The 18,817-nt window shown below is 74.2% G+C and carries 22 protein-coding genes; 14 read left to right on the top strand and 8 right to left on the bottom strand.

Going from position 1 to position 18,817, the window contains the following annotated elements; genetic code table 11:
• Positions 1-145: 145 nt before the first annotated feature.
• Entirely contained in the window at positions 146-766 is a 621-nt protein-coding gene (locus OG550_RS14365) for a GtrA family protein (protein ID WP_327677555.1), read from the bottom strand.
• 242 nt (positions 767-1,008) lie between these two features.
• Between OG550_RS14365 and OG550_RS14360 the strand changes: the two genes are divergently transcribed.
• The 6 genes from OG550_RS14360 to OG550_RS14335 all read left to right on the top strand — a co-directional run bounded on the left by OG550_RS14360 (position 1,009) and on the right by OG550_RS14335 (position 6,292).
• On the top strand, positions 1,009-2,166 hold the full coding sequence (locus OG550_RS14360) for a 5-(carboxyamino)imidazole ribonucleotide synthase (RefSeq protein WP_327677553.1): 1,158 nt from the start codon (positions 1,009-1,011) through the stop codon (positions 2,164-2,166).
• Positions 2,163-2,696, top strand: coding sequence for a 5-(carboxyamino)imidazole ribonucleotide mutase (purE, locus tag OG550_RS14355; protein ID WP_327677551.1), 534 nt, complete (start codon positions 2,163-2,165; stop codon positions 2,694-2,696). Before OG550_RS14360 ends, purE begins: the two co-directional genes overlap by 4 nt.
• Before the next feature lie 23 nt (positions 2,697-2,719).
• Positions 2,720-3,961 carry a dipeptidase gene (locus OG550_RS14350; RefSeq protein ID WP_327677549.1) on the top strand — a complete coding sequence of 414 codons (1,242 nt, stop codon included), beginning with the start codon at positions 2,720-2,722 and terminating at the stop codon, positions 3,959-3,961.
• Positions 3,962-4,258: 297 nt separating this feature from the next.
• On the top strand, positions 4,259-4,924 hold the full coding sequence (locus tag OG550_RS14345) for a DUF4097 family beta strand repeat-containing protein (protein ID WP_327677547.1): 666 nt from the start codon (positions 4,259-4,261) through the stop codon (positions 4,922-4,924).
• Between the two features lie 45 nt (positions 4,925-4,969).
• Entirely contained in the window at positions 4,970-5,755 is a 786-nt protein-coding gene (locus OG550_RS14340; RefSeq protein WP_327677545.1) for an ABC transporter permease, read from the top strand.
• A 117-nt stretch (positions 5,756-5,872) separates the two neighbouring features.
• The gene (locus OG550_RS14335) at positions 5,873-6,292 is read left to right on the top strand and encodes a CoA-binding protein (RefSeq protein WP_327677543.1); all 420 of its coding nucleotides are present in this window, start codon (positions 5,873-5,875) and stop codon (positions 6,290-6,292) included.
• A gap of 66 nt (positions 6,293-6,358) precedes the next feature.
• Here the strand turns inward: OG550_RS14335 and OG550_RS14330 are convergent, their stop codons facing one another.
• Positions 6,359-7,348, bottom strand: a complete 990-nt coding sequence (locus tag OG550_RS14330; RefSeq protein ID WP_327677542.1) for a TIGR04222 domain-containing membrane protein — start codon at positions 7,346-7,348, stop codon at positions 6,359-6,361.
• A gap of 147 nt (positions 7,349-7,495) precedes the next feature.
• Positions 7,496-8,836: a UDP-glucose dehydrogenase family protein gene (locus OG550_RS14325; protein ID WP_327677540.1), complete on the bottom strand. Its 1,341-nt coding sequence runs from the start codon at positions 8,834-8,836 to the stop codon at positions 7,496-7,498.
• A 190-nt stretch (positions 8,837-9,026) separates the two neighbouring features.
• Between OG550_RS14325 and OG550_RS14320 the strand changes: the two genes are divergently transcribed.
• From OG550_RS14320 to OG550_RS14310, 3 genes are all read left to right on the top strand, one after another.
• Complete coding sequence (locus tag OG550_RS14320; RefSeq protein ID WP_327677538.1) at positions 9,027-10,310, top strand: LCP family protein; 1,284 nt, start codon at positions 9,027-9,029, stop codon at positions 10,308-10,310.
• Between the two features lie 265 nt (positions 10,311-10,575).
• Positions 10,576-11,844: a beta-ketoacyl-[acyl-carrier-protein] synthase family protein gene (locus OG550_RS14315; protein WP_327677536.1), complete on the top strand. Its 1,269-nt coding sequence runs from the start codon at positions 10,576-10,578 to the stop codon at positions 11,842-11,844.
• A gap of 116 nt (positions 11,845-11,960) precedes the next feature.
• Positions 11,961-12,449, top strand: coding sequence for a GNAT family N-acetyltransferase (locus OG550_RS14310; protein WP_327677534.1), 489 nt, complete (start codon positions 11,961-11,963; stop codon positions 12,447-12,449).
• Between the two features lie 51 nt (positions 12,450-12,500).
• Here the strand turns inward: OG550_RS14310 and OG550_RS14305 are convergent, their stop codons facing one another.
• The 3 genes from OG550_RS14305 to OG550_RS14295 form a co-directional block, all read right to left on the bottom strand.
• Positions 12,501-12,716 carry a DUF397 domain-containing protein gene (locus OG550_RS14305; RefSeq protein ID WP_327677532.1) on the bottom strand — a complete coding sequence of 72 codons (216 nt, stop codon included), beginning with the start codon at positions 12,714-12,716 and terminating at the stop codon, positions 12,501-12,503.
• Positions 12,717-12,855: 139 nt separating this feature from the next.
• On the bottom strand, positions 12,856-13,455 hold the full coding sequence (locus OG550_RS14300; protein ID WP_327677531.1) for a hypothetical protein: 600 nt from the start codon (positions 13,453-13,455) through the stop codon (positions 12,856-12,858).
• Positions 13,456-13,727: 272 nt separating this feature from the next.
• Entirely contained in the window at positions 13,728-14,336 is a 609-nt protein-coding gene (locus tag OG550_RS14295; RefSeq protein WP_327677529.1) for an NAD(P)H-dependent oxidoreductase, read from the bottom strand.
• A 112-nt stretch (positions 14,337-14,448) separates the two neighbouring features.
• Between OG550_RS14295 and OG550_RS14290 the strand changes: the two genes are divergently transcribed.
• A complete protein-coding gene (locus OG550_RS14290; RefSeq protein ID WP_327677527.1) occupies positions 14,449-15,096 on the top strand; it encodes a class I SAM-dependent methyltransferase in 648 nt (215 codons plus the stop codon).
• A gap of 151 nt (positions 15,097-15,247) precedes the next feature.
• Positions 15,248-15,742, top strand: coding sequence for a peptidylprolyl isomerase (locus tag OG550_RS14285; RefSeq protein ID WP_327677525.1), 495 nt, complete (start codon positions 15,248-15,250; stop codon positions 15,740-15,742).
• 93 nt (positions 15,743-15,835) lie between these two features.
• On the opposite strand, the gene OG550_RS14280 is transcribed toward OG550_RS14285, so the two are convergent.
• Positions 15,836-16,276 (bottom strand): hypothetical protein, encoded by a 441-nt coding sequence (locus tag OG550_RS14280; protein ID WP_327677523.1) that lies wholly within the window; start codon positions 16,274-16,276, stop codon positions 15,836-15,838.
• A gap of 109 nt (positions 16,277-16,385) precedes the next feature.
• On the opposite strand from OG550_RS14280, the gene OG550_RS14275 reads away from it, so the two are divergent.
• Positions 16,386-16,964: a TetR/AcrR family transcriptional regulator gene (locus OG550_RS14275; protein WP_327677521.1), complete on the top strand. Its 579-nt coding sequence runs from the start codon at positions 16,386-16,388 to the stop codon at positions 16,962-16,964.
• An 84-nt stretch (positions 16,965-17,048) separates the two neighbouring features.
• Here OG550_RS14275 and OG550_RS14270 read toward each other — a convergent pair whose 3' ends face one another.
• Entirely contained in the window at positions 17,049-17,573 is a 525-nt protein-coding gene (locus tag OG550_RS14270; protein WP_327677520.1) for a peptidylprolyl isomerase, read from the bottom strand.
• 206 nt (positions 17,574-17,779) lie between these two features.
• Here OG550_RS14270 and OG550_RS14265 point away from each other — a divergent pair, with 206 nt between their 5' ends.
• Together OG550_RS14265 and OG550_RS14260 are read left to right on the top strand one after the other, a co-directional pair.
• Positions 17,780-18,214: a ribonuclease domain-containing protein gene (locus OG550_RS14265; RefSeq protein ID WP_327677518.1), complete on the top strand. Its 435-nt coding sequence runs from the start codon at positions 17,780-17,782 to the stop codon at positions 18,212-18,214.
• 1 nt (position 18,215) lies between these two features.
• Positions 18,216-18,725 carry a barstar family protein gene (locus tag OG550_RS14260; RefSeq protein WP_327677517.1) on the top strand — a complete coding sequence of 170 codons (510 nt, stop codon included), beginning with the start codon at positions 18,216-18,218 and terminating at the stop codon, positions 18,723-18,725.
• The last annotated feature ends 92 nt before the right edge of the window (positions 18,726-18,817 follow it).

The raw sequence follows: 18,817 nt of genomic DNA, 5'->3' as shown, positions 1-18,817 counted from the left end.
TCGTTCGCAGGCCGGGTCCACGACCCCCGGTCACCACTGTCCTCCTGCCGGAGCGGGCGGGGCAAGCGGGGCGGGGGGCGTCCGGGCACGGCCCGGCGGGGGCGGGGCGGGTGGAGGACGGCGGGCAGGCGGGGGCCAGGGGCCGCTACTCGGCCTTGGCGTACCGGATCTGCTCGGCGGCGAGCACCAGCTCGGCCTGGGCGACCACCGCGGCCGCCGGGGCGGTCCCCGGAGCGGTGGCGGTTCCCGGAGCGGCGCCGGTGGCGGCGGCGGGCGTGGTGGCGGCGGCCTCCGCGGCCTCCGGGACGGCCTTGAACACCCAGGTCCGGTACGAGATGAAGCGGAACACCGTGCCGAGCCCGAGGCCGGCCACCTTGGCGGCCAGCTGCTCGAAGTGCGAGGAGAGGCCGAGCACGTAGACCGTGAAGCCCAGCAGGCCGGTTTCGATCAGCATGCCGGCGCCGCTGAACACCAGGAAGAGGGTGATCTCGCGCTTGCGCGAGGCGGCGTCCCGGTCCCGGTACAGCCAGTAGCGGTAGCCCAGGTAGTTGGTGGCGATCGCGACCAGCGTGGCGGCGATGTTGGAGCGCAGCGAGGCCAGGTGCAGGCCGTTGAGGCAGACCCAGAAGACGGCGAAGTTGACCACCACGCCGCTGAGGCCGACGATGCCGAACTTCACCATCTCGCCCGACATGCCGCGCAGCTTGCCCGGCACGTCGCGCAGCCTCTGCGCCAGCGAGGGGTTCGACGCCGTAGTCGTCGCCATACCGGGCTGCCTCCATGTGCCTGCGGACGAAAGGGGCCCGGTGCGCGAACGCCGACGGCCCCTTGAGCCCTGCGTGCACGTACATGATCGGATCACGCGTACCAGGACCTGGCCGTCCAGGCTACCCGGTTCCGCCGATCGGCTCAGCCCCTCCGTACGGCACCGAACAGGCCCCTGGCCGTAGACGCCCCGACTGCCGGAGCGGTTCCACGCCCTCCCACCGGCCCGGATATCCTGGCGGGGTGACTTCCCCGGGCAATGCGAATTTTCCAGTGGTGGGCATGATCGGAGGCGGGCAGCTCGCCCGCATGGCGCACCAAGCGGGCATCCCGCTCGGGATCCGGTTCAAGCTCCTCGCCGACACCCCCCAGGACTCGGCCGCACAGGTCGTCTCCGACGTGGTCCTCGGCGACTACCGCGACCTCGACACCCTGCGCCGCTTCGCGGCCGGCTGCGACGTGATCACCTTCGACCACGAGCACGTGCCGACCGAGCACCTGCGGGCCCTCCAGGCCGACGGCATCGCCGTCCGCCCCGGCCCGGAGGCGTTGGTCAACGCCCAGGACAAGGGCGTGATGCGGGCCAGGCTCGACTCCATCGGCGTGCCCTGCCCCCGGCACCGGCTCGTCGCCGACCCGGCCGACGTGACCGCGTTCGCGGCGGAGGGCGCCGGCTACCCGGTGGTCCTGAAGACGGTGCGCGGCGGCTACGACGGCAAGGGCGTGTGGGTCGTCGGCGACGAGGCGGAGGCCGAGGCCCCGTTCCGGGCCGGCGTCCCGGTGCTGGCGGAGGAGAAGGTCGACTTCGTCCGCGAGCTGGCCGCCAACGTGGTCCGCTCGCCCAGTGGGCAGGCGGTCGCCTACCCGGTGGTGGAGAGCGTCCAGGAGAACGGCGTCTGCGCCGAGGTCACCGCCCCCGCGCCCGACCTCGACCCGGCCCTGTCCGACGAGGCCCAGCAGCTGGCCCTGCGGATCGCCGGCGAGCTGGAGATCACCGGCCACCTGGCGGTCGAGCTGTTCCAGACCCGGGACGGCCGGATCCTGGTCAACGAGCTGGCCATGCGCCCGCACAACTCCGGGCACTGGAGCCAGGACGGCGCGGTCACCTCGCAGTTCGAGAACCACCTGCGGGCCGTCCTCGACCTGCCGCTCGGCGACCCCCGGCCGCGCGCCAGGTGGACGGTCATGGTCAACGTCCTCGGCGGCGACTACCCGGACATGTACCACGCCTTCCTGCACTGCATGGCCCGCGACCCCGGTCTGCGGATCCACATGTACGGCAAGGACGTGAAGCCCGGCCGCAAGGTCGGCCACGTCAACGTCTTCGGGGACGACCTCGACGACGTCCGTGAGCGCGCCCGTCACGCGGCCGCCTACCTGCGAGGAACGATCACCGAATGACCTCCCCCACCGCGCCCCTGGTCGGCATCGTCATGGGCTCCGACTCCGACTGGCCCGTGATGGAGGCCGCCGCCCAGGCCCTCGACGAGTTCGAGATCCCCTACGAGGTCGACGTCGTCTCGGCGCACCGGATGCCCCGCGAGATGGTGGCGTACGGCGAGAAGGCCCACGGGCGCGGCCTGAAGGCGATCATCGCCGGTGCCGGCGGCGCCGCCCACCTGCCGGGCATGCTGGCCTCCGTCACTCCGCTGCCGGTGATCGGCGTGCCGGTGCCGCTGCGCTACCTGGACGGCATGGACAGCCTGCTGTCGATCGTGCAGATGCCGGCCGGCGTGCCGGTGGCGACCGTCTCGGTGGGGGGCGCGCGCAACGCGGGCCTGCTGGCGGTGCGGATCCTGGCCGCGTTCGACCCGGAGCTGACCGAGAAGATGGCGGACTTCCAGGCCGAGCTGAACAACCAGGCCACCGAGAAGGGCCGGAAGCTTCGGGCCAAGGTGGCGGGTTCCCCCTCGTTCGGCTTTGGAAAGTAGGCATATCGGATACAACAGCTCGTATGACCTCTGAGCTGCTGGATCCTTCTGCCTCCGCCGCCCCCGGCGTCACTCCGGCCCTGCTGGAGCGCGCCGGGGCGGTCCTCCGCGAGACCCCCGTGGTGGACGGCCACAACGACCTCCCGTGGGCGATGCGCGAACTGGCCGGCTACGACCTCGACGCGCTCGACCTGGCCGCCGACCAGAGCGCCCGCCTGCACACCGACCTCGCCCGCCTCGACGCGGGCGGGGTCGGCGCGCAGTTCTGGTCCGTCTACGTCCCCTCCCGGCTCGCCGGGGACCACGCCGTCAGCGCCACCCTGGAGCAGATCGACTTCGTCCACGCCCTGGTCGACCGCTTCCCCGACCGGCTGCGGCTCGCGCTCACCGCCGACGACCTCGAAGCCGCCCGCGCCGAGGGCCGGATCGCCTCCCTGATGGGTGCCGAGGGCGGCCACTCCATCGACTGCTCGCTCGCCACCCTGCGCGCCCTGTACGCCCTCGGCGTCCGGTACCTGACGCTCACCCACAACGACAACACCCCGTGGGCCGACTCCGCCACCGACGAGCCCGCCGCCGGCGGCCTCACGGCCTTCGGCGAGGAGGTCGTCCGGGAGATGAACCGGCTCGGCATGCTGGTCGACCTCTCGCACGTCTCCGCCGACACCATGCGCGACGCGCTGCGGGTCACCGAGGCGCCGGTGATCTTCTCGCACTCCTCCGCGCGCGCCGTCTGCCCCCACCCGCGCAACGTCCCCGACGACGTGCTCGCGGCGCTGCCCGCCAACGGCGGCGTGGCGATGGCCACCTTCGTCCCCAAGTTCATCCTGCCCGCCGCCATCGAGTGGACCCGCTCCGCCGACGACAACATGGCCGCGCACGGCTTCGACGCGCTCGACATCACGCCCGACGGGATGGCTTGCCAGCGCGCCTTCGAGGAGGCCAACCCGCGCCCGGCGGCCACCGCGTCCACCGTCGCCGACCACCTCGACCACATGCGCGAGGTCGCGGGCATCGACCACATCGGCATCGGCGGCGACTTCGACGGCACCGCGTTCCTCCCGGCCGGCCTCGACGACGTCGCCGGCTACCCCAACCTGATCGGCGAACTCCTGCGCCGCGGCTGGTCGGCGACCGACCTCGGGAAGCTGACCTGGCACAACGCGGTCCGCGTCCTGCGCGACGCCGAGGCGGCCGGGGCCCGGCTGCGCGCCGCGGGGCGGACGCCGTCCCTCGCCACCATCGGGCAGCTCGACGGCTCCTGACCCCGGCCCCTCGGGGGCGAGCGTGAGCGGCGGGGTCGGCGAGGGCGTGCCGACCCCGCCGACGCATGTGCGGGCGTCGGTCGGCGGGCGGCGGGCATAGCGTTCACTGTCATTTCATTGCAACGATTCGGGGGTCGGTCGTTGCATTTGATTTCAGTCCTCCGCAACGATATTGCTGCCTTGAGCTGCAGTTATGTGGTTTTGACGCAATGAGAGTGTTGCTGTGAGTCGGAAAGCAACGTAGCTTTTCCGTTGTCGGAAACGCCGACGGCAACGACTCGCAGGAGCACACACCACATGCGGAACTTCGCCACCACCGCCCCGATCGCCACCGTCCTGGACATCCCCGCCGGCCGGATCCGCCTCATCGCCGCCGACCGCACCGACACCACCGTCGAGGTCCTGCCCGCGGACGCCTCGAAGAGCCGTGACCTCAAGGCCGCCGAGCAGACCACCGTCGACTACCGCGACGGCGTCCTGCGGATCGAGACCGCACCCGCGAAGAACCAGCTCTTCGGGCCCTCCGGAGCCGTCGAGGTCACCGTCCGGCTGCCCGCCGGCTCCCGCGTCGAGGCGAAGACCGCCAGCGCCGAACTGCGCGGCGTCGGCCGCCTCGGCGACGTCGGCTACGAAGGCGCCCACGGCACGGTGAAGCTCGACGAGACCGCCGCCGCCCGCCTCACCCTCCAGGCCGGCGACATCACCGTCGGCCGCCTCGGCGGCCCCGCCGAGATCAGCACCCTGAAGGGCGACCTGCACATCACCGAGGCCACCCACGGCACCGTCACCCTGCACACCGAATCCGGCGACGTCACCATCGGCGCCGCCCGCGGCGTCTCCGCCTCCCTCGACGCCGGCACCACCCACGGCCGCATCGACAACGCCCTCACCAACCACGGCACCACCACCCTCACCATCCACGCCACCACCGCCCACGGCGACATCACCGCCCGCAGCCTCTGAACCCCGCCCCGGCCACCCCACACACCCGAGCACGGAGAACGCCCGATGAGCACCTTCGCCCTGGCCGCCCGCGACTCCGCCACCATGCTGCGGCGCAACCTCCTGCACGTGCGCCGCTACCCGTCCCTGACGCTCAACCTGCTGCTCACCCCGGTCATGCTGCTGCTGCTCTTCGTCTACGTCTTCGGTGACACGATGAGCGCCGGCCTCGGCGGGGGCGGCCGCTCCGCGTACGTGGCCTACATCGTTCCGGGGCTGTTGCTGATGACGGTCGGGAGCACCGTGGTCGGTACGGCGGTGTCGGTGTCCACGGACATGTCGGAGGGTGTGATCGCCCGTTTCCGGACCATGGCGATCCACCGTCCCTCGGTGCTCGTGGGGCACGTGGCGGGCAGTGTGCTGCGCTCGGTGGCGGGTGTGGTCCTGGTGGGCGCGGTCGGTGTGGCGGTCGGGTTCCGGTCCGTCGGTGCGAGCGCCGTGGAGTGGCTGGCGGCGTTCGGGCTGCTGGTGCTCTTCGCGCTGGCGCTCACCTGGATCGCCGTCGGCATGGGGCTGGTCAGTCCGAACGCCGAGGCGGCGGGCAACAGCGCGATGCCGCTGATCCTGCTGCCGCTGCTGTCCAGTGCGTTCGTCCCGGTCGACTCCATGCCGGGCTGGTTCCAGCCGGTCGCCGAGTACCAGCCGTTCACGCCCGCCATCGAGACCCTGCGCGGCCTGCTCCTGGGCACCGGGATCGGCCACAGCGGATGGCTCGCCCTCGCCTGGTGCCTCGGCCTCGCACTCCTCGGCTACCGCTGGTCCACCGCCACCTTCGACCGCGACCCGAAGTAGCCCCCCGTGAGGCCGCCCACCCACCCACCCCGGGACGGCCGAGGGCGGGAATGGCCCGGCCCCGGGCGGCGCTTGGCATGACGAGTTCCCGGACCAGGGGACACGAGGAGGCGGGGCATGTACGGCGACCAGGAGACGGTCCGCAGGATCCTGACCGGGACGGGTGACACCTGGGCCGTCGTGGGCCTGTCGTCCAACCGGCAGCGCGCGGCCTACGGCGTGGCCGAGGTGCTCCAGCGCTTCGGGAAGCGGATCGTGCCGGTGCACCCGAAGGCGGAGACGGTGCACGGGGAGCAGGGGTACGCCTCCCTGGCGGACATCCCCTTCGAGGTCGACGTGGTCGACGTCTTCGTGAACTCGGACCTCGCCGGCCCGGTCGCGGACGAGGCGGCGGCCATCGGCGCCCGGGCCGTCTGGTTCCAGCTCGGGGTGATCGACGAGGCCGCGTACGAGCGGACCCGGGCCGCGGGGCTGGAGATGGTGATGGACAAGTGCCCCGCCATCGAGATCCCGAGGCTCGGCCCCGTCGCCGGCTAGTCCCCGTCCGGGCGCGTGACCCTGCCCGGAGCGCCCTGCCCGGAGCCCCCGCTGGGACTCCTCCGCTCAGAGCCCCCCGCCGCAGCCCGCGCCGCCGCACCCGCCGCCGCCGAGGCCACCGGTGCCGACACCGCCCCACCCCGGTTCGGGCGGGTCCTGACGGCCGGTGCTCCGCGGCGTGTCGGACCGGGTGGGCCGTGCGTCGGACGGTGCGCCGGGCGGTGCGTCGGACGGGCCCGGTGACGCGGGCGGAGCGACGGGCGGTGCGGAGCGCCGGACGGGCTCGGGAGGCGCCGGGGGAGCGGCCCGGGCGACCGCCAGCGGGTGGTCCGGCGGGAGGGCGTAGAGCCCGCCGAGCGCGACGACGAGGGCCGGGGACTCCCCGTCGGCGGAGGCCCGGGCCCGGGCCAGGACCTTCCGGCCGAGCTCCGTGGTGTGGCTCGGCTTGGGGCGGGGCCAGAGGGCGACGGCGAGGGCGGCCGCGAACAGGACCCCGAACCCCGCCTGCACCAGGCCCAACGGGCCCTCGTGCAGGTCCGCCTGCCAGAGCGCGACCGCTCCCATCAGCCCCACCAGGACCGGCGCGTAGGGCGCCGAGTCGTAGCCCGCCCGGGCCCTGGCGTACAGCTGCTGGTCCCGGAGCAGGCCGGACGCCACCAGGCGCTCCCGGAGCTCCGGGGAGGCCTCGGCGAGCTGCCAGCCGGAGAGGCGCCGGTCGGCGAGCAGCTCGGCCAGCGGGCGGGTGCGGGTCGGTCCGGCGGCGAGGATCACGGTGGCCTCGGCGGCGACCGCGGTCTCGGCGGCGGTGGCGGGGTCGGTCACCGTCACCGTGCCCGACCGGGAGGCCACCAGGCGGCCCTCCTGGTGCATCACCGCGACCGCGGTCTCGGCCAGGTGCTCGGCGAGGTAGGCGAGTTCGTAGGTGCCCGGGGTGAATCCCGATCGGCGCGGGGCCAGTTCGGCCCGGCGAAGGCCGGCCACGGCGGCCGCGGCGCGGAACACGTTGAGGCCCACCACCGCGATCGCGGCGAGGAACAGGACGGTCACGGCTCCCATGGCACCCCCGGTCCGCGGCGGCCGACCGCCACCGCCCCCACAGTGTGGGAGCGGTGACGCTCCGGCACAAGACGCCCGCCCGGCCGCCGCCGGGAGGGGCGGGGCCGGGCGGGCGACCTGTGCGGCGGGGGCCGGGCCCCCGGAGGGTCAGCTGGGGCGGCCGAGGGCGCGGTAGGTCCAGCCGGCGGCGCGCCAGGCGTCGGCGTCGAGGACGTTGCGGCCGTCGAGGAGGCGGCGCTCGGCGACCACGGCGCCCAGCTCGGCCGGGTCGAGCTCGCGGAACTCCTGCCACTCGGTGAGGTGCAGGACGACGTGCGCGCCCTCCGCCGCCTCCAGCGGCGAAGCGGCGTAGGCCAGGCTCGGGAACATCTTGCGGGCGTTGTCCATCGCCTTGGGGTCGTAGACGGTGACCTGCGCGCCCTGGAGCTGGATCTGGGCGGCGACGTTGAGCGCGGGGGAGTCCCGGATGTCGTCCGAGTTGGGCTTGAAGGAGGCGCCGAGGACGGCGATCCGGCGGCCCAGGAACCCGCCGACGCACTGCTCGCGGGCCAGCTCGACCATCCGGGAGCGGCGGCGCATGTTGATCGAGTCGACCTCGCGGAGGAAGGTCAGCGCCTGGTCGGCGCCCAGCTCGCCGGCCCGGGCCATGAACGCCCGGATGTCCTTGGGCAGGCAGCCGCCGCCGAAGCCGAGCCCGGAGTTGAGGAACTTGCCGCCGATCCGCTCGTCCAGCGCGAGCGCCTTGCTCAGCTGGGTGACGTCGGCGCCGGCCGCCTCGCAGACCTCCGCCATCGCGTTGATGAAGGAGATCTTGGTGGCGAGGAAGGAGTTGGCGGCGGTCTTCACCAGTTCGGCGGTGGCGTAGTCGGTGACCAGGAACGGCACCCCGGCGGCGATCGGCTCCGCGTACACCTCGCGGAGCAGCTCCTCGGCCCGCCCGCCGCCGCGGGCGCCGATCACGAGCCGGTCCGGGCGCAGGGTGTCCTGGACGGCGAAGCCCTCGCGCAGGAACTCCGGGTTCCAGGCCAGCTCGGCCGCCTCGCCGGCCGGCGCCAGCGCGGCCAGCCGCTCGGCCAGCCGGCTCGCCGAACCGACCGGGACGGTGGACTTGCCGACCACCAGCACCGGGCGGGTCAGGTGCGGTGCGAGCGAGTCGATCGCCGCGTCCACGTACGACATGTCGGCGGCGAACTCGCCCTTGCGCTGCGGGGTGTTGACGCAGACGAAGTGCACGTCGCCGAACTCGGCCGCCTCCTTCGCGGAGGTCGTGAAGCGCAGCCGCCCGGTCGAACCCTCGTGGCCGGCAACGTGCTTGAGCAGCAGCTCGGAGAGGCCCGGTTCGTACATCGGGACCTGGCCCGCGGTCAGGGTGGCGATCTTGTCGGGGTCGATGTCCAGTCCCAGCACCTCGAAGCCGAACTCCGCCATGGCGGCGGCGTGGGTGGCACCGAGATAACCGGTGCCGATCACGGAGATGCGGAGGGTCACGGTTTCCCCTTCGGGACGGGCTGAGGGTGACGGTCCCGGTGGGGGCCGCGCCCACCGATGCTATCCGGCCTGACGGGTACGGCCCAGGCCGTCCCGGGATGGATTGGGTGAAAACGGGTGGGGCGGGCGCGGGTGGGCGGGCTCGGCGGAAACCCGGCGCGGGGGCTGTGACCGGCGGCACAATGCGCACATGGAGTCGGAGGGCGATCGGGTGGACGGCCGGGCGGGCGACGACGGGGCGCAGCGGGCGGCGGGAGGGCCGCCGGTGCGGGAGGGGCTGAGCCTCTTCGAGCCGCGCGGGAGGCCCGCGGTTCCGCCGGACGGCGCGGACGGCGCGGACTCCGGTGACCCGGGCGGTCCCGACGGTCCCGGTGGCCCGGGTGATCCCGACGGTCCCGGCGGCCCGGGCGACGCGGGTGATTCCGACGGGCCCTCCGAGCCCCCGGCCCGGCGCCGCCGGACCCGCCGCGTCCTGCTCTGGACCCTCTCGGTGCTGCTGGTCCTCGTCGTCGGCGGGTGCGGCGCCCTCTTCTGGACGGCCGAGCACTACGCCTCCTCCGTCCACCGGATCCCGGACGCCTTCCCGACCGCCCCCGAGTCCGCCCAGCCGCGGCCGGTCCCGGCGAGCGGCCTCAACCTGCTGCTGGTCGGCCTGGACGCCCGCTCCGACGCCCCGACCACCGGCAGTGCCGCGAAGGCGCCGGTCTGGCGGGCGGGGGCGGCCCGCAGCGACACCATGATGCTGCTCCACCTCTCCGACGACCGGCGCTCCGCCACCCTGGTCTCGCTGCCCCGTGACACCTGGGTGCAGGTGCCCGGCCACGGCGAGGCGAAGCTGAACGCCGCCTACTCCTGGGGCGGTCCGCCGCTGATGACCGAGACCGTGCAGAACCTCACCGGGATCCGCGTCGACCACCTCGCCGTGGTCGACTGGAACGGCTTCCGGGCCCTGACGGACGCCGTCGGCGGTGTGGACATCACCGTCCCGCGCACCATCGAGGGCGTCGGCGAGGCGCGCGCCTGGGAGGCCGGCACCCACCACATGGACGGCGCGCAGGCGCTGCTCTACGTCCGCGAGCGCTACGGCCTGCCCGGCGGCGACCTCGACCGCACCAAGCGCCAGCAGAACTTCCTGCGCGCGCTGATGCTGAAGGTCATGGACTCCGGCACGCTGACCAGTCCCGCCAGGCTCGGGGGTCTGCTGGGCACGGTCGGCGAGGTGGTGAGCGTCGACGACCGGCTCTCCAACACCGACCTGTACCAGCTCGCCTGGAGCCTGCGCTCGCTGCGCGCCGACGACGTGCGGTTCATGAACGCGCCGTTCGGCGGTTTCGGCACCCGGGACGGGCAGAGCGTCGTGCTGCTGGACGAGCGCCCGGCCGCCCGGCTCTGGGAGGCGATGCGCAACGACCGGATGGCGCAGTACTTCCAGGAGCACCGGACGGGGGACGTCCTCGGCACGGACGTCGACTGACCCGGGGCGCGCTCCGGAGACCTGGACACCGACCCGGAGGCCCCCGGCCGCGAGCTGCGGCCGGGGGCCTCCGCCGTTGCCCCTGTCGACGGCGTGATGTGGAGGTTTCCTACAAGCCATCCGCGAGCGAATCGGTTGGCTGACGCACCTGAACGACCGTCATCGGCGTGTCAGAGTGGCTGGAGAGGCGCAGGTTCCCCGCGAGTATCGATGCGGCGGATTGTCTCTATCCCACAATCTCCACAACAGTCATGGAGCTCCTTCGATGGGTACTGCCACCAACCGCGTCCGGGCCGCCCGTCCGGACCGGACCGCCCCGGGCGCCGAGCCGGTCCTCGTCACCGGTCTCGGGGCCACCACGCCGCTCGGCGGGGACGCCGCCTCGACCTGGGCCGCGATGCTGGCCGGCCGCTCCGGCATCCGCCCGATCGGGGCGGAGTGGGCCGCCGGGCTCCCCGTCCGGATCGCCGGGCAGCTCGCGGTCGAGCCCTCCGAGGTGCTGGACCGGGTGCAGGCGCGGCGGCTGGACCGCTGCCAGCAGGTCGCGCTGATCGCCGCCCGCGAGGCGTGGGCCGACGCGGGCGCGCCCGAGGTGGACGGCGAGCGGCTGGCCGTGGTGATCGGCACCGGCACCGGCGGGGCGCTCACCATGCTCGGCCAGGACGACGTCCTGGAGGCGTCCGGGGTCCGGAAGGTCTCCCCGCACACCGTGCCGATGCTGATGGCCAACGGCCCGGCGGCCCGGGTCTCGATCGAGCTGGGCGCGCGGGCCGGCGCGCACACCCCGGTGAGCGCCTGTGCGTCCGGCGCGGAGGCGATCGCGCTCGGTCTGGACCTGATTCGGCTCGGCCGGGCCGACGTGGTGGTGGCCGGCGGCGCCGAGGCGTGCATCTGCCCGCTGCCGCTGGCCGGCTTCGCCCAGGCCCGGGCCCACTCGACCCGCAACGACGAGCCCGGCCGGGCCTCCCGCCCGTTCGACGTCGACCGGGACGGCTTCGTGATCGGCGAGGGCGCCGCGGTCGTCGTGCTGGAACGGGCCGGGTTCGCCGCCGCCCGGCGGGCGAGGGCCCACGCGACGCTCGCGGGCGCCGCGGTCACCTCGGACGCCCACCACATCACCGCGGCCGCCGCCGAGGGCCAGGTCCGGGCGATGCGCCGGGCGGTGGCGGAGGCCGGGCTCTCGCCCGCGGACATCGCCCTCGTCCACGCGCACGCCACCTCCACGCCGCTGGGCGACCTCGTCGAGGCGGAGTCGGTGGCCGAGGCGATCGGGGTCCACCCGGTGGTGACCGCCACCAAGTCGATGACCGGTCACCTCTTCGGCGCGGCCGGTGCGCTGGGTGCGCTCGCCGCCGTGCTGGCGCTGCGCGACGGGGTGGTGCCGGCCACCCTCAACCTGGAGGTGCAGGACCCGGCGGTCGGGCTGGACGTGGTCGCCGGTGCCCCGCGCCGCGGGCCGCTGACCGCGGCGCTCACCAACTCCTTCGGGTTCGGCGGCCACAACGCGTCCCTGGTGTTCACGCCGGCGCCGTGAAGGCCCGCGCCGTGAAGGCCCGCGCCGTGACGGCCCGTGCCGTGAGCCGGTGGCGTGAGAACCGGTGCCGGGAAAACCGGGAGACGGTCCGGAGGGCGCTCACTAGGGTGGCCGCCATGTCTACGTCACCCTCGGTACCGCCGTCGCCGCGCCTGGAGCCGGTCACCCCGGCGAACATCGACGCCGCCCTGGAGCTGAAGGTCCATCCGGACCAGGAGCGGTTCGTCTCCCCGGTGGTCAAGTCGCTGGCCGAGGCCTACGCGCACGGTGAGGCCGCCTGGCCGCGGCTGATCGTCGACGGTGACCGGACGGTCGGGTTCGTGATGGCCTTCTTCGATGTCACCTTCCACCCGGACCGGCCCGGTGACCTCCCGCGCTCCGGCCTCTGGCGGCTCAACATCGCCGCCGACGCCCAGGGCCGGGGCTACGGCCGCTTCGCGGTCGCGCAGGTCGGCGACGAGATCCGCCGCCGCGGCGGGAGCCGGGTCACCGTCACCTACGTGCCGGACGACGACGGCCCCGGGGCGTTCTACGCGAAGCTCGGCTTCCGGCCGACCGGGGAGTTCAGCGGGGACCAGGCCGTCGCGGAGCTGGACCTCGACTGAACCGGGGCCGGAGCCCCGGGCCCCCGGGCCTGGGGCTCCGGCCTCCGGGTCTCAGACCAGGTGGTCGAACTCGCCCGCCTTCACGCCCAGGATGAAGGCGCGCAGCTTCGCCTTGCTGGTGGTGACGACGAGATCGGGCGAGTCCGACTCGCGGAGCCGGATCAGGTCCCCGTCACCGGCGATCTCCAGGCAGGGCGTGGACGCGTCGGGGTCCAGCGTCCCCTTCTGCCACTGCAGCGGTTCGGCGTTCGGCGTGTCGTTCTCCATGGGGGCAGGCTACCCGGCGAGGGCCGGACTGCCCGCCCCCACGGCCGTGTTCAGCCGGTCGGGGCTCGGCCGGCAGGCGTTCGGCCGGCGAGCGTCCGACCGGTCGGTGACGGGCCGCCCGGGGGCGGCCCGTCACCGGTCAGCCGAGCAGCAGGAACTTGGTGGACGGCACGCCCTGGATGTGGCTGCAGTCCCAGTTCTGGGTGGTGGCGCTGTAGGTGAAGCCGCTGGGGACCTGGCACGCCCAGAGGCCGTTGACCGGCTTGCGCAGGCGGAAGGTGGTGGCCTGGGTCCCCTGGTTGAGGCTGCACCCGCTCGTGTAGGTGATCAGGTCGTAGGTGAAGGCCGGGGTGCCCACGCAGGCGGTGAGGCCGTCGTACGGCGTCCGCAGGTGGTAGGCGTTGGAGGTCACGCCGGGCTGCTGGCTGCAGGCGCTGCCCCAGGTGATGTAGTCGTAGACGAAGCCGGGTGCGCTGGTACAGGCGGTCAGCCCCTCGGCGGGGGTGCGCAGCCGGAACTGCGGCGCGTTCCAGCTGCCGGAGCTGCAGGTCCGGTTCATGGACACCTGGTCGTAGGTGTACCCGGCCGGGACGGTGCAGGCCCAGACGCCGTCGAGTCCGGTGGTGGTGGCCGAGGCGGTGGTCGCGGTGGCGGCGCCCGAGAGCAGCAGTGCCAGGGCGGCGAAGGCGGCGAGCAGGAGGCGCACGGGGGCGCGGCGGGGGGTGCGTGCGGTGAACATGGGTCTCCCTTGTGGGTGGCCGGGGTTGCACGGATTCGCACGGGGTGACGCGGGGCGGTGCGGGTGGCACGGTGCGGCACCCGGGCACGGGGTCGCCCGGTGACGCGGGGTCGCGCGGTGACGCGGGGGTGCCGGGGTTGCGACGCGAGTGAGCGTTCGCACCCGTTGCAGGTTCTAGCACGCCCGCGTACGCCGCCACCCGCGCGTCCCCGCCCGGACGGTCACTTCGCGTCGCGCCGTCTACGCGCCCCGCACCGTTCCTCCGGTCCGCCTCAGCCGATCAGCGCCGCCGCCTCCTGCCGCGCCTGGCGGAGCCACTGTGCGCGGGTGTCGTCCGAGGAGTCCGTCACCGTGCGGAACACCCGCCGACGCACGTCGGTGACGCCCACGTAGGGCAGCACGCAGGCCGCCCAGATCCGCTGCAGAGGGTCCCCGAACTCCTCCTGCTCGCGGGCCTCCGGGGTGTCCGAGGTGTTCAGCACCAGCGCCCGTCCGGCCCGCAGCAGGCCCACCGGCTCGCCGTCCGCGGTGCCCAGCTTGTACGCCACCCCCGGGACCAGCACCCGCTGCACCCAGCCGGTGAGCACGGCGGGCGGCATGCCCCACCAGTTCGGGTGGACCAGGACGAGCGCGTCCAGGGTGGCCACCTCGGCCCGGTGGAGGGCGAGTTGCGGATCGCCGGCGCCCTGCTGCCGTCCGTGCTCCGTCACCGTCCCGGTCTCCTCGGCGGTCAGCAGCGGGGCGAAGCCCTCCGCGTACAGGTCGTGCGCGACCACCTCGCAGCCCCGCCGCTCCCGCAGTTCGTCGACGACGGCGTCGAACAGTGCGTGGTTGAAGCTGCCCGCCCGCGGGTGCGCCAGGTAGACACCGATCCGCTTCATGTCCCGTTCCCCCTCGATCAGTTCCTTCCGGCGCGATGCTAGTGGGGTGCCCGGGAGGGGCGCGGACGGGGGCCCGGGGGCGCGCCCCCGGCCCCGGGTAGGGTCGGGGGCCATGACCACCGAGCCGGAGTTCCTGACCACCGCCCGGGCGTTCTACGACGCGGTCGCCGTCGACTACGCGGACCGGTATCGGAACGTGCTGGCGGCGAGGCCCCTCGACCGGGCGATGCTGGCGGCCTTCGCCGAACTGGCGGCCGGCGGCCGGGTGGTGGAACTCGGCTGCGGCCCGGGCTACGTGACCGGTCACCTGGCCGGCCTCGGGCTGGACGTGTCCGGCCTCGACCTCTCCCCGCGGATGGTCGAGCTGGCCCGCGCCGACTACCCGGGCCTTCGCTTCGAGGTCGGGTCGCTGCTGGACCTCCCGTACGCCGACGGCGAGTTGGCCGGTGCCGCGGCCTGGTACTCGATCATCCACACCCCGGTGGAGCACCTGCCCCGGGTCTTCGCCGAGCTGCACCGCGTCCTCGCGCCCGGCGGCCACCTGCTGCTGGCCTTCCAGGTGGGGGACCGGCCGTTGCGGATCGACCGGCCCTTCGGCCACCCGGTGGCCCTGGACTTCCGCCGCCGGCGGCCCGACCTGGTCGCCGGGCTGGCCGCCGACGCGGGTCTGACGGTCACCACCCGGCTGGTCCGCGAGCCCGTGGGCGAGGAGAGCACCCCGCAGGCGTTCCTGCTGGCCCGCCGGCCGCTCGGCGCCTAGGGGGGCCGCCGGGGGCCCCAGAGGGCCCGTCCAGGGCCCGCCGGGGGCGGCGGGGGGCTCGGGAGCCCCCTGCGCCCCGGGCCGCCCGGGACGGCCGGCCGTGGCCGGGGGGTGTCGCGCGCCGGGGCGCGTGGCATGCCATGATCCATGCATGGGTTCCAACGTTTACTTCGACATCACCATCGACGACCAGCCGGCCGGCCGCATCGTCTTCACGCTCTTCGACGACGTCGTCCCGAAGACCGCCCGGAACTTCCGCGAGCTGGCGACCGGCGAGCACGGTTTCGGCTACGCGGGCTCGTCGTTCCACCGCGTCATCCCGAGCTTCATGCTCCAGGGCGGCGACTTCACCCGTGGCGACGGCACCGGCGGCAAGAGCATCTACGGCGCGAAGTTCGAGGACGAGAACTTCCAGCTCAAGCACACCAAGCCGGGCCAGCTCTCGATGGCCAACGCGGGCCGCAACACCAACGGCTCGCAGTTCTTCATCACCACCATCGTGACCGACTGGCTGGACGGCAAGCACGTCGTCTTCGGCGAGGTCGTCGAGGGCCTGGACCTGGTGAAGAAGATCGAGGGCCTCGGTTCGCAGAGCGGCCGCACCTCGGCCAAGATCACCATCGCCTCCTCCGGCATCGTGGAGTAAGGGCCGGTCCCTTTCACCGCATTCGGACGCGGCCCGCACCACGCGGGCCGCGTCCGCGCTTTTTCCCCCGCGTCCGCGGCCCGGCCCGCCGGGTCAGAGGGCGGCGGCGACGGCCGCCGCGACGAAGAGCACCTGGAGCGCGGTGCGGGCGGGCAGCGGGGTGACCGGCTTTCCGGCGAGGGTCAGGTCGTTGCGGGCCGCGTACACGTTGGCCGGGAACATCGCGAGCATCAGCAGGGCGAGTCCGGCGGCGGCCGGGGCCGCGAGCGGGGGGACCAGGAGTCCGGCGGCGCCCGCGAGTTCCAGGACGCCGGTGGCGGTGACGAGCAGCGCGGGGGCGGGGAGCGCGGGCGGGATCATCGCGGCGAACTGGCGGCGCCAGGACGGTATGAAGTGCGGCACGCCGGTGGTGACGAACATCAGCGCGAGGGCGCCGCGGAGGGCGGGCTGCCAGGCGTCGAGGCCGTCGAGGGCGAACAGGCCGAGCAGGCGCAGGACGGCGAAGCCGCCGACGAGGGCGATCAGGGGTGCCATGGGTGGACTCCAATCTTGTCACTGGAAAGATTGGCGCCCGCGAGCAATCTTGTCAATGACTAGATAGGATGGCGAGGTCACGGCGGGGTCACCTGGGAGAGGAACGCGCATGGGGAACACCGAGCAGGGCCGGCCCGGCTACCACCACGGGAACCTGCGGCGGGCGGTGCTGGACGCCGCGCTGGAGGCCATCGCCGAGTCGGGGCCGTCGGGGTGGAGCCTGCGCGAGCTGGCGCGGCGGGCCGGGGTGTCGCACGCGGCGCCCGCGCACCACTTCGGGGACAAGACCGGGGTGCTGACGGCGGTCGCGGCGGAGGGCTTCGGGCTGTTCGCGGACAGCCTGGAGCGCGCGGCGGGGGACCCGTTCGGGTCGGGCGTGGCGTACGTGCGGTTCGCGGTCGACCACCGCGCGTACTTCGAGGTGATGTTCCGGCCGGAGCTGTACCGGGCGGACGACCCGGAGATGGCCGCGGCGCGGGAGCGCGCGGGCGCCGTGCTGGCGGCGAGCGGGCGGAAGCTGTCGCCGGGGGAGGGCTCGGACCGGACGGCGACGATCGCGGCCTGGTCGCTGGCGCACGGCTTCGCCGGCCTCTGGCTGAACGGCGCGCTGCCGGAGAGCCGGGAGGGCGGGGACGTCGAGGAGCTGGCGCGGGCGGTGCTGGAGCTGGCCTTCGCCCGCCCGGAGTAGCGGATGGGCCCCTCCCCGGGAGGGCCCGGGTCCGGAAGGCCGGGCGAGGGGGAGGCGGCCGGACCGGCTCCCCCTCCGGGGCCGTCAGCGGCGCTCGATCACCACGGACTCGATGACCACGTCGTCGAGCGGGAGGTCGCCCGGGCCGGTGGGGGAGGCGGCGATCGAGTCGACGACCTTCCGGCCGGCCTCGTCGGCCACCTCGCCGAAGACGGTGTGCTTGCGGTTCAGGTGCGGGGTCGCGCGGACGGTGATGAAGAACTGCGAACCGTTCGAGTTCGGACCCGAGTTGGCCATGGCCAGCAGGTAGGGCTTGGTGAAGAAGAGCTCGGGGTGGTACTCGTCCGCGAACGAGTACCCGGGGCCGCCGGTGCCGTCACCGGCCGGATCGCCGCCCTGGATCATGAAGTTGGGGATGACCCGGTGGAACGTGGTGCCGTCGTAGAGCGGGGTGGTGCCCGGTTCGCCGGTCGCCGGGTCGGTCCACTCCAGGGTGCCCTCGGCGAGCCCGACGAAGTTGCGCACGGTCTTCGGGGTGTGGAACTGGAACAGCTTGACGGTGATGTCGCCGTGGTTGGTCTTGAGGACGGCGTAGAACTGCTCGGCCACGATGTCTCCGGGAGTGGTGGGGAACGTCCGCCCGATCCTGCCACGAGCCGTTCGCCCGGCCCGCCGTCCCGCCCGGGGCCGGCGTTCGCCCCCGTCACCCGAACGGGTGGGCGCCGGTCCGGCCCCGGCGCGTCCGCCACCGTGCCCCGAGCCCCGCGCGGTACCCCTTCTCTGCATACGCCCCACCGCACCGAAACGGGTACCGCATGACCCTCCGCCGCCTGGCCGGGGCCGCCCTGGTCCTCGCCCTCGCCTGCCCCGTCGTCCCCACCCAGGCCTGGGCCGCGCCGGCCCCCGCCGCCACCCGCGCCCTCCTCCAGCCGCCGCTCCCCGTCGACGCACTCCCGGGGCAGGTCGAGCGCGCCTGCCGCATCTGGGAGGGCCTCGGCTGGCCCACCAACCCCCGGCCGGTCGACTTCCGCATCCCCGGCCCGGAGTTCATCCGCGGCGGCAACCCCTACGGCAACCGCAGCGGCGACCTCCCGTCCGGCGGCGCCTACCACGAGTACGACGTCAACCCCCGCCCCACGCCCACCACCCACCGCGACGCCGAGCGCCTGGTCCGTGACGAGGCCACCGTGCAGGTCTGGTACACCGCCGACCACTACGGCGACTTCCGCGAGATCTCGGAGGGTTGCTGACGTGAGCGCCGCCGCCTCCGCCCCGTCCGGACGCGACGGCGGTGGCGGCGAGGTGTTCGGCCCGGCCCGGTGGGACGTCCTGCCGGGCCGCTCCTGGGCCGGGTTCGCCGCAGGCCCCGGACGGCTCCGCGTCGTCCGGGGCGAGCACTGCCGTACCAGGCCCGCACTGTTCGCCGAATGGGCCCGCGCGCTCGCGTTCCCCGGCTACTTCGGCCACAACTGGGACGCCTTCGAGGAGTGCCTCGGTGACGCCATCCAGCCGCCCGGCGAGGCCCCGGACGGCGGCCCGCTGATCGTGGTGACCGCCGCCGGATCGCTCCTCGCGGACGAGCCCGGCGGCCAACTCGCCCTGCTCCTGCGGATCCTGGACGCGGTCGCCACCGCCCCCGGGGCCGGGGGGCCGCTCCGGGTGCTCTTCACCGCGGGTGCCGACGCGGGGAGCGCCGCGACCGCGGAGACCGAACGACGGCTGCGCGCGGCCGGACGGGAAGCCCGGATCGGCACGGCCTAGAGCAGCCCGCGCCGCGGCACGGCGGCCCCGAACTCCTCCGGGTCCGTCGGCAGGCCCCGATGAACTCGTCGCGGTCGGGGGCGAGTCGGGCG

Origin of the sequence: Kitasatospora sp. NBC_00458, from assembly GCF_036013975.1 — a bacterium.
Taxonomy (GTDB): domain Bacteria; phylum Actinomycetota; class Actinomycetes; order Streptomycetales; family Streptomycetaceae; genus Kitasatospora.
The sequence above is the reverse complement of the archived record's forward strand: the minus strand, read 5'-3'. Positions and strand labels throughout refer to the sequence as shown.

Coding starts and splice junctions, on each gene's coding strand:
- OG550_RS14365 (WP_327677555.1), bottom strand. CDS start 766: ATGGCGACGACTACGGCGTCGAACCCCTCGCTGGCGCAGAGGCTGCGC.
- purE (WP_327677551.1), top strand. CDS start 2,163: ATGACCTCCCCCACCGCGCCCCTGGTCGGCATCGTCATGGGCTCCGAC.
- OG550_RS14350 (WP_327677549.1), top strand. CDS start 2,720: ATGACCTCTGAGCTGCTGGATCCTTCTGCCTCCGCCGCCCCCGGCGTC.
- OG550_RS14345 (WP_327677547.1), top strand. CDS start 4,259: ATGCGGAACTTCGCCACCACCGCCCCGATCGCCACCGTCCTGGACATC.
- OG550_RS14340 (WP_327677545.1), top strand. CDS start 4,970: ATGAGCACCTTCGCCCTGGCCGCCCGCGACTCCGCCACCATGCTGCGG.
- OG550_RS14335 (WP_327677543.1), top strand. CDS start 5,873: ATGTACGGCGACCAGGAGACGGTCCGCAGGATCCTGACCGGGACGGGT.
- OG550_RS14330 (WP_327677542.1), bottom strand. CDS start 7,348: ATGGGAGCCGTGACCGTCCTGTTCCTCGCCGCGATCGCGGTGGTGGGC.
- OG550_RS14320 (WP_327677538.1), top strand. CDS start 9,027: ATGGAGTCGGAGGGCGATCGGGTGGACGGCCGGGCGGGCGACGACGGG.
- OG550_RS14315 (WP_327677536.1), top strand. CDS start 10,576: ATGGGTACTGCCACCAACCGCGTCCGGGCCGCCCGTCCGGACCGGACC.
- OG550_RS14310 (WP_327677534.1), top strand. CDS start 11,961: ATGTCTACGTCACCCTCGGTACCGCCGTCGCCGCGCCTGGAGCCGGTC.
- OG550_RS14305 (WP_327677532.1), bottom strand. CDS start 12,716: ATGGAGAACGACACGCCGAACGCCGAACCGCTGCAGTGGCAGAAGGGG.
- OG550_RS14300 (WP_327677531.1), bottom strand. CDS start 13,455: ATGTTCACCGCACGCACCCCCCGCCGCGCCCCCGTGCGCCTCCTGCTC.
- OG550_RS14295 (WP_327677529.1), bottom strand. CDS start 14,336: ATGAAGCGGATCGGTGTCTACCTGGCGCACCCGCGGGCGGGCAGCTTC.
- OG550_RS14290 (WP_327677527.1), top strand. CDS start 14,449: ATGACCACCGAGCCGGAGTTCCTGACCACCGCCCGGGCGTTCTACGAC.
- OG550_RS14285 (WP_327677525.1), top strand. CDS start 15,248: ATGGGTTCCAACGTTTACTTCGACATCACCATCGACGACCAGCCGGCC.
- OG550_RS14280 (WP_327677523.1), bottom strand. CDS start 16,276: ATGGCACCCCTGATCGCCCTCGTCGGCGGCTTCGCCGTCCTGCGCCTG.
- OG550_RS14275 (WP_327677521.1), top strand. CDS start 16,386: ATGGGGAACACCGAGCAGGGCCGGCCCGGCTACCACCACGGGAACCTG.
- OG550_RS14265 (WP_327677518.1), top strand. CDS start 17,780: ATGACCCTCCGCCGCCTGGCCGGGGCCGCCCTGGTCCTCGCCCTCGCC.